A 5,626-nucleotide genomic window follows, 5' to 3' on the forward strand; every position below is an offset into this window, starting at 1 on the left:
CTGCCTTAATTTACCAGGCATTGGTGGCCATAGGCGCAGAAAATCCCCTCTCATGTCCCTATATTGTCAAACCAGAGACAGAGATTCCTTCTTTCAGTGATCTTGTCGGACATTGGGCAGAACCATTTATCCGGGCATTAGTTAGTATGAACTTAACTCAAGGTTTTGCTGATGGGACATACCAACCAGATGAAGGGATGACCCGCGCCCAATACACGGCTTTAATTGCCACTGCCTTTAACCCCCCTGCTAAACGCCCTAGCCCCGAATTTACGGACATACCCAAGGATTTTTGGGCGGCTAAGGCTATTGAAGTGGCTGCTAGAGGGGGTTTTGTGGGGGGATTTAGCGATCGCACCTTCCGTCCCCAGCAAAAGGTTCAACGGCTACAAATCATTGTCTCCTTGGTCAACGGACTCGGACTCTTGGCCACTAATCAAAAGACCTTAATCTACAAAGACCAGAATAAAATTCCCGAATATGCCCAAACAGCAGTTACTATTGCTACCCAGCAAAAAATTATTGTTAATTATCCAGATCCCAATTTGCTTGCACCCACTAGGGAAGCCACCCGTGCTGAAGTGGCGGCCATGGTCTATCAGGCATTAGTAGCTAGTCAACGGACAAAAATTATTAATTCACCTTATATTGTTTTACAGATCAGCAATTGACAAGTAGAATAGAAAACACTGCCTATCAATTTTGCCGTTGGTGAAAAACCACTCATGTAGCTAAAAGTACGCTAGGCTAGATGCGATGGGTGAAATGTTTATACCTATTGCCTGCAATTTATAGCCCATGTTAACAACATCCCCCGTTACTCAAACTTTTGTGGCTCCTGCCGAACTAGCAACTAAATTATTAACTCACTATAGCTTTGATCTGAATGGATATAATGCTGGTGAGTTAATTAACCTCTGGCAAGTAGAATATCCTCTTAATTGGTTACACCTGGCAGTAATCGAGGCTTTGTATCAAGGTCGTTATAAAGCTATATCTGTACAGCAAATCTTGACCTTTTGGCGGCGAAAGGGAGAGGCAACATACCATTTTAATATGGAATTTGAGCGCATGATTTGTAGCAAATTCCCTGAACGCCTCACCTGCCCCTCTTTATCAGTTTTACCACCTGCTAAACAGGAGATCAGGACTGAACAATATCAACATCCTCAATTTCCTCAATTATTACCAGCTAAGGTCAGTTATAATCACCAAATAAGTCATAATTCACCCGCAGTAGCAGAAAACTGGAATGCTGAAGCAGAAAATACACAAGTCAGTCAACCAGCAGTTATTGAGGACATTTCACCTCAACCAGCACAACAGTTGACCCCACAACAAACGGCCAATAATCCCCCTATTGGACAGTTTACCCCCCAAAAGAGCGATCGCACCGAATCCTTGACTTCCAAACTCAAAGCCCTCACAGGTGACAACTTGGGATTAGCATTTTAGTTTGTTGTCTATTTTTACTCATTAGCGATTAATTTACTTCCCAAGTTAAATAACTGCTTTTAAACTTTTGCTACAATTACTATACAATCAATTTTTATACTATTAATTTATAGTAGTATATCCACTATATCCACAATGTTATTTGTACCTTAACAAAACAATTAATCATCAAATATATGAATAATCAAGTCGCTGTCATGGTTTCAGACCACAGCTACACGCAGCAAACTGTTTATCGTATTTTAGACGCTAATTTAGATCGCGCTCGTGAGGGTTTGCGAATCATTGAAGAGTGGTGTCGCTTTGGTTTAAATAATTCCCAATTATCTAGTATATGTAAACACCTACGTCAAGAATTGGGGATCTGGCATACGGCAGAAATACGAGCAGCACGAGATACACCTGGAGATCCGGGAACTGATTTAAGCCACCCCCAAGAGGAAGAAAGGGCTGATATTACATCTCTATTACAGGCTAATTTTTGCCGTGTGCAAGAAGCACTCAGAGTCCTGGAGGAATATGGTAAGCTTTATCACTCTCAAAAGGATATGCAAATGGGAACAGCCTGTAAGCAAATGCGTTATCAGGTTTATACCCTGGAAAGTAATTTGATGGGTTATCAGCGTCATCGTTTATTATGGCGATCGCATTTATACTTAGTAACATCTCCTACAGAGAACTTATTGGCAATTGTGGAAGCGTCTCTTCAAGGTGGATTAACCCTGTTACAATATCGAGAAAAGACCGCTGATGATTCAGTGCGTTTAGAACGGGCTATAAAGTTACGGGAGTTATGTCACCATTACGGAGCTTTATTCATTATTAATGATCGGGTGGATTTAGCATTGGCTGTAGATGCTGATGGTGTACATTTGGGACAACAGGATATACCCATTGCTGTGGCTCGTCAATTACTGGGAAATCAGCGCATTATCGGCCGCTCTACCACAAATCCGCAAGAAATGCAAGGGGCAATTACCCAAGGTGCAGATTATATTGGTGTCGGACCTGTGTATGAAACACCAACTAAAGCAGGTAAAGCCGCAGCGGGTTTAGAATATGTTAAGTATGTTTCCCAAAATTGTCAAATTCCCTGGTTTGCAATTGGGGGCATAGATGGGAGTAATCTGAATGATGTCATGAATGCGGGAGCGCAGCGGGTAGCGGTAGTGCGATCGCTCATACAATCGGATCAAACTACATTAGCAACGCAGTACTTTCTCTCTCAACTCCATCGAGTTAAATAACAACGGTTTTATGTCTGATCAAATTAATCTCCAAGTCAATGGAGAAACTCGCAATTGTTTATCCCCAACCCCTTTACCAGAGTTACTTCAACAGCTAGGTTTTAATCCTCGTTTAGTTGCGGTAGAATACAACGGTGAAATATTACATCGTCAATTTTGGTCGGAAACTGAAATTAAAAATGGTGATTGTTTGGAAATAGTCACCATAGTTGGTGGTGGTTAATTCAACAAACAAGAAGAAGAAGATTCAGGAGTATATAACCAACGATGATAGTTTTTCCGGTTCGCTAATTCCTTACCTTGACGGCCAAGTTTTTCTCGTAATTGTGAATCTTGACACAAACGATGAAAAGTTTGTAAGACCTGATAACCAGAATTAGGATTGACTAATAAACCGTTTTCTTCATGATGAACTGCATCTAAAACACTTCCCAAACGAGGAGCAATTACAGGTTTACCAAAATAACCTGCTTCTAAATAAACTAAACCAAAGTTATCTCTAGTTTTATCGTCATGATCATCTAAATTTAACATAGCGAAAATATCACAAGCTGCATAATAACCGGCTAAATCTCGTTCTGGTACATAGCCAGCAAAATGAACCTGTTTAGTGATTCGTAGTCTTTGGACTTGGGATTTTAGCTGGTTTTCACAATATCCTACACCGCAAATAATACAATGAACATCAAAACCAATGGTTAGTAATACAGGAATATTATCTATTACTCGATCAAAGTTTTGAGATTTAACCAAATTACCAATAGAAAGAATGACAATTGCTGTTTCTGAGATATTGTAAGTTTGACGAATGCGGTGACGTAAATCATCAATATGACTAAAACTAGTAGGAGTACCAAATCTTTCTGGCCTGACTACCGGATTAATCACATGAGTTGGAGTATCTAAACGAAAAGTATTTCTTAAAGAATTGCGAATATGAGAATTATTACAAACAATTCCATCAGCGCGTTTGAGAGTTAATTTTAATAGCCATCTCCATAAAGGATTAGTAGCTATCCTCAGTAAATCATGATCATGTAAATAGATAAAAAAGCGAATTGGTAAAATATAACTGAGTACCAACAAAGCCGGAAAATCATAACCATGACACCATTCAATGTAGCGGTAATGATAGCGAAAATATAATTTAATAGCTAGTAAAAAAGCAGCAGTAATATTCAAGCCAGATTGGAGAATATTTCCTAACCAGTTATCGCACCAAGCAGGAAAATAAAACCAACGATAAACCGGAAATTGCTGAGATCTATCAAATTTTTTATCTCCAGCACAACCACCAGCCAAGACAATTACTCGGTCTGGATCTTGTAAACAACGATTATAGACATATTCACCAATTACAACTTCTTGTGGCCGGAATATTCGGGAAATAACTAGGATATCTGGATAAGCTGTTTTATCTCTAACTTGTAACCCTAGTTGCGATATATTTTCCATAATTAAGCCTAATAAATTAACTAGAATTAAGGCGTTATCTTGAATTAAATTGATCAAGATTCATTACTTACTGCTCAATAGCAATCTCAATAAATTGCTAAGACTATTTCACTGGTAATTTCCAGCAATTATTGATTACAGAAATTGAGATAATCATCTGACATGATAGAGTTATAGGTACAGAGACTTTAAAAAAATTAACAACAGAACAGCGATAGAAATAGAGATTTTAAAATGGTAGATTTCAGGAAAAAATTGCGATTTTAAACTTAGGTATTGACTTACTCACAAGTAGAACTCTCACCTTCTAATTAATACACAACAGCGAGATGAACTTATATTATCAAATACTTGGCTAACAAAACTATAAATTTATCAACTATTTTGTCGCCAATTATTGTTGAATTTGCTGAAGATTATCAATGCTGGACAAGTTATCTGCATAATTTAAAAAGATAGTTATGATTTATCATTGACACTTCCATGAGATTACTCAAAAACTACTAGGAGAACTGTTTAATCTAACTATTTCCTCTATAATACCGTAAATATTGGCTATTTTCGTGCCATATCGCCAGAAAATATCCAGCAATTTTGTAATCTGCATGATAATTTACAACCAAATAATGGCCATTATTTTTACCTTTGTTTTACATGATTTTTCTCAAAATTTAGGGTATCAATCATTGCATTTACCCGCCATTAATTTGAAAATATGAAAATATTTAGTTGGTAACTATGGCTATATTTGCTACATTATAACCTATATATAAATAAGTTTTTCATAGTTAATAGGTAGTAAATCTAAAATTTTAATTGTCACCGTACTTACATCAGTTTATTAAAAGTTAAACCCCCTGGACTATAGGTACTAGATATTCCGTCTCTATCCGGAAAAAATTAGTGAGTAAAAAAATTATGAATACAAAAAAATCCAATCACTTAAAACACTTTTGGGAGACTGTAGCAAGATTCACACTTACCCAATAAGTGCTAAAATAGTAAATTAGAATTATTAATGATACTCATTAATTTTTTAGCACTAAGATTATTAAATATGGCATGACTGGAAAATAGAAATAATTAATTAATTCCAAAGTTTTTTGACGGTGAGGGGATTTCACGGTACGGTTATCAACATCAAAAATCCTGCTTAATTCGCTGCCTAACCAACATAACAAGCGTTAGATTAAGAGTAGTGCTATAGCTTGCACTGCTTTTCCCGGAAAAGCCAGCGTAAAAATACAGTTGTCGTCATCAATGAGTTATGAATAAAAAATTACAAGGATTTCTCAAGCCCCTATTTAAAACCGTCTTTATCCTTACCTTAGTCCTAACTTTAGCCTTTAGCCATGGTAGTGATGCCCTAGCAGCCCGTTCTGGTGGTAGAATTGGCGGTGGTTCTTTTAGAATGCCTTCTAGCCGTACCTATGCACCCCGTCCCAATATGCCTAGTAGTGGCGGTTACT

Annotated in this window: 5 protein-coding genes and 1 pseudogene; 5 read left to right on the forward strand and 1 reads right to left on the reverse strand. The window is 37.5% G+C overall.

Annotation, left to right across the window (positions count from 1 at the left end):
- From ACIR310F_RS26535 to thiS, 4 genes are all read left to right on the forward strand, one after another.
- Window positions 1-671, forward strand: a 671-nt coding sequence (locus tag ACIR310F_RS26535) for an S-layer homology domain-containing protein (RefSeq protein WP_231387354.1), incomplete at its 5' end; no start/stop codon positions are given.
- A gap of 127 nt (window positions 672-798) precedes the next feature.
- The gene (locus ACIR310F_RS0101810) at window positions 799-1,455 is read left to right on the forward strand and encodes a hypothetical protein (protein WP_028082353.1); all 657 of its coding nucleotides are present in this window, start codon (window positions 799-801) and stop codon (window positions 1,453-1,455) included.
- Between the two features lie 197 nt (window positions 1,456-1,652).
- On the forward strand, window positions 1,653-2,702 hold the full coding sequence (locus tag ACIR310F_RS0101815; protein ID WP_028082354.1) for a thiamine phosphate synthase: 1,050 nt from the start codon (window positions 1,653-1,655) through the stop codon (window positions 2,700-2,702).
- Window positions 2,703-2,712: 10 nt separating this feature from the next.
- Window positions 2,713-2,925 (forward strand): sulfur carrier protein ThiS, encoded by a 213-nt coding sequence (gene thiS, locus ACIR310F_RS0101820; RefSeq protein WP_028082355.1) that lies wholly within the window; start codon window positions 2,713-2,715, stop codon window positions 2,923-2,925.
- Here thiS and ACIR310F_RS0101825 read toward each other — a convergent pair.
- Window positions 2,922-4,157, reverse strand: coding sequence for a glycosyltransferase family 4 protein (locus tag ACIR310F_RS0101825; protein WP_028082356.1), 1,236 nt, complete (start codon window positions 4,155-4,157; stop codon window positions 2,922-2,924). The genes thiS and ACIR310F_RS0101825 overlap by 4 nt on opposite strands.
- A 1,267-nt stretch (window positions 4,158-5,424) precedes the next feature.
- Between ACIR310F_RS0101825 and ACIR310F_RS26540 the strand changes: the two are divergent.
- A pseudogene (locus tag ACIR310F_RS26540) lies at window positions 5,425-5,626 on the forward strand (DUF1517 domain-containing protein); the annotation flags it as partial.

This window comes from Dolichospermum circinale AWQC310F (assembly GCF_000426925.1).
GTDB lineage: Bacteria > Cyanobacteriota > Cyanobacteriia > Cyanobacteriales > Nostocaceae > Dolichospermum > Dolichospermum circinale.

What these genes read in the sequence shown, in the direction of transcription:
- ACIR310F_RS0101825 (WP_028082356.1), bottom strand. Translation starts at nt 4,157, where the DNA reads ATGGAAAATATATCGCAACTAGGGTTACAAGTTAGAGATAAAACAGCT.
- ACIR310F_RS0101815 (WP_028082354.1), top strand. Translation starts at nt 1,653, where the DNA reads ATGGTTTCAGACCACAGCTACACGCAGCAAACTGTTTATCGTATTTTA.
- ACIR310F_RS0101810 (WP_028082353.1), top strand. Translation starts at nt 799, where the DNA reads ATGTTAACAACATCCCCCGTTACTCAAACTTTTGTGGCTCCTGCCGAA.
- thiS (WP_028082355.1), top strand. Translation starts at nt 2,713, where the DNA reads ATGTCTGATCAAATTAATCTCCAAGTCAATGGAGAAACTCGCAATTGT.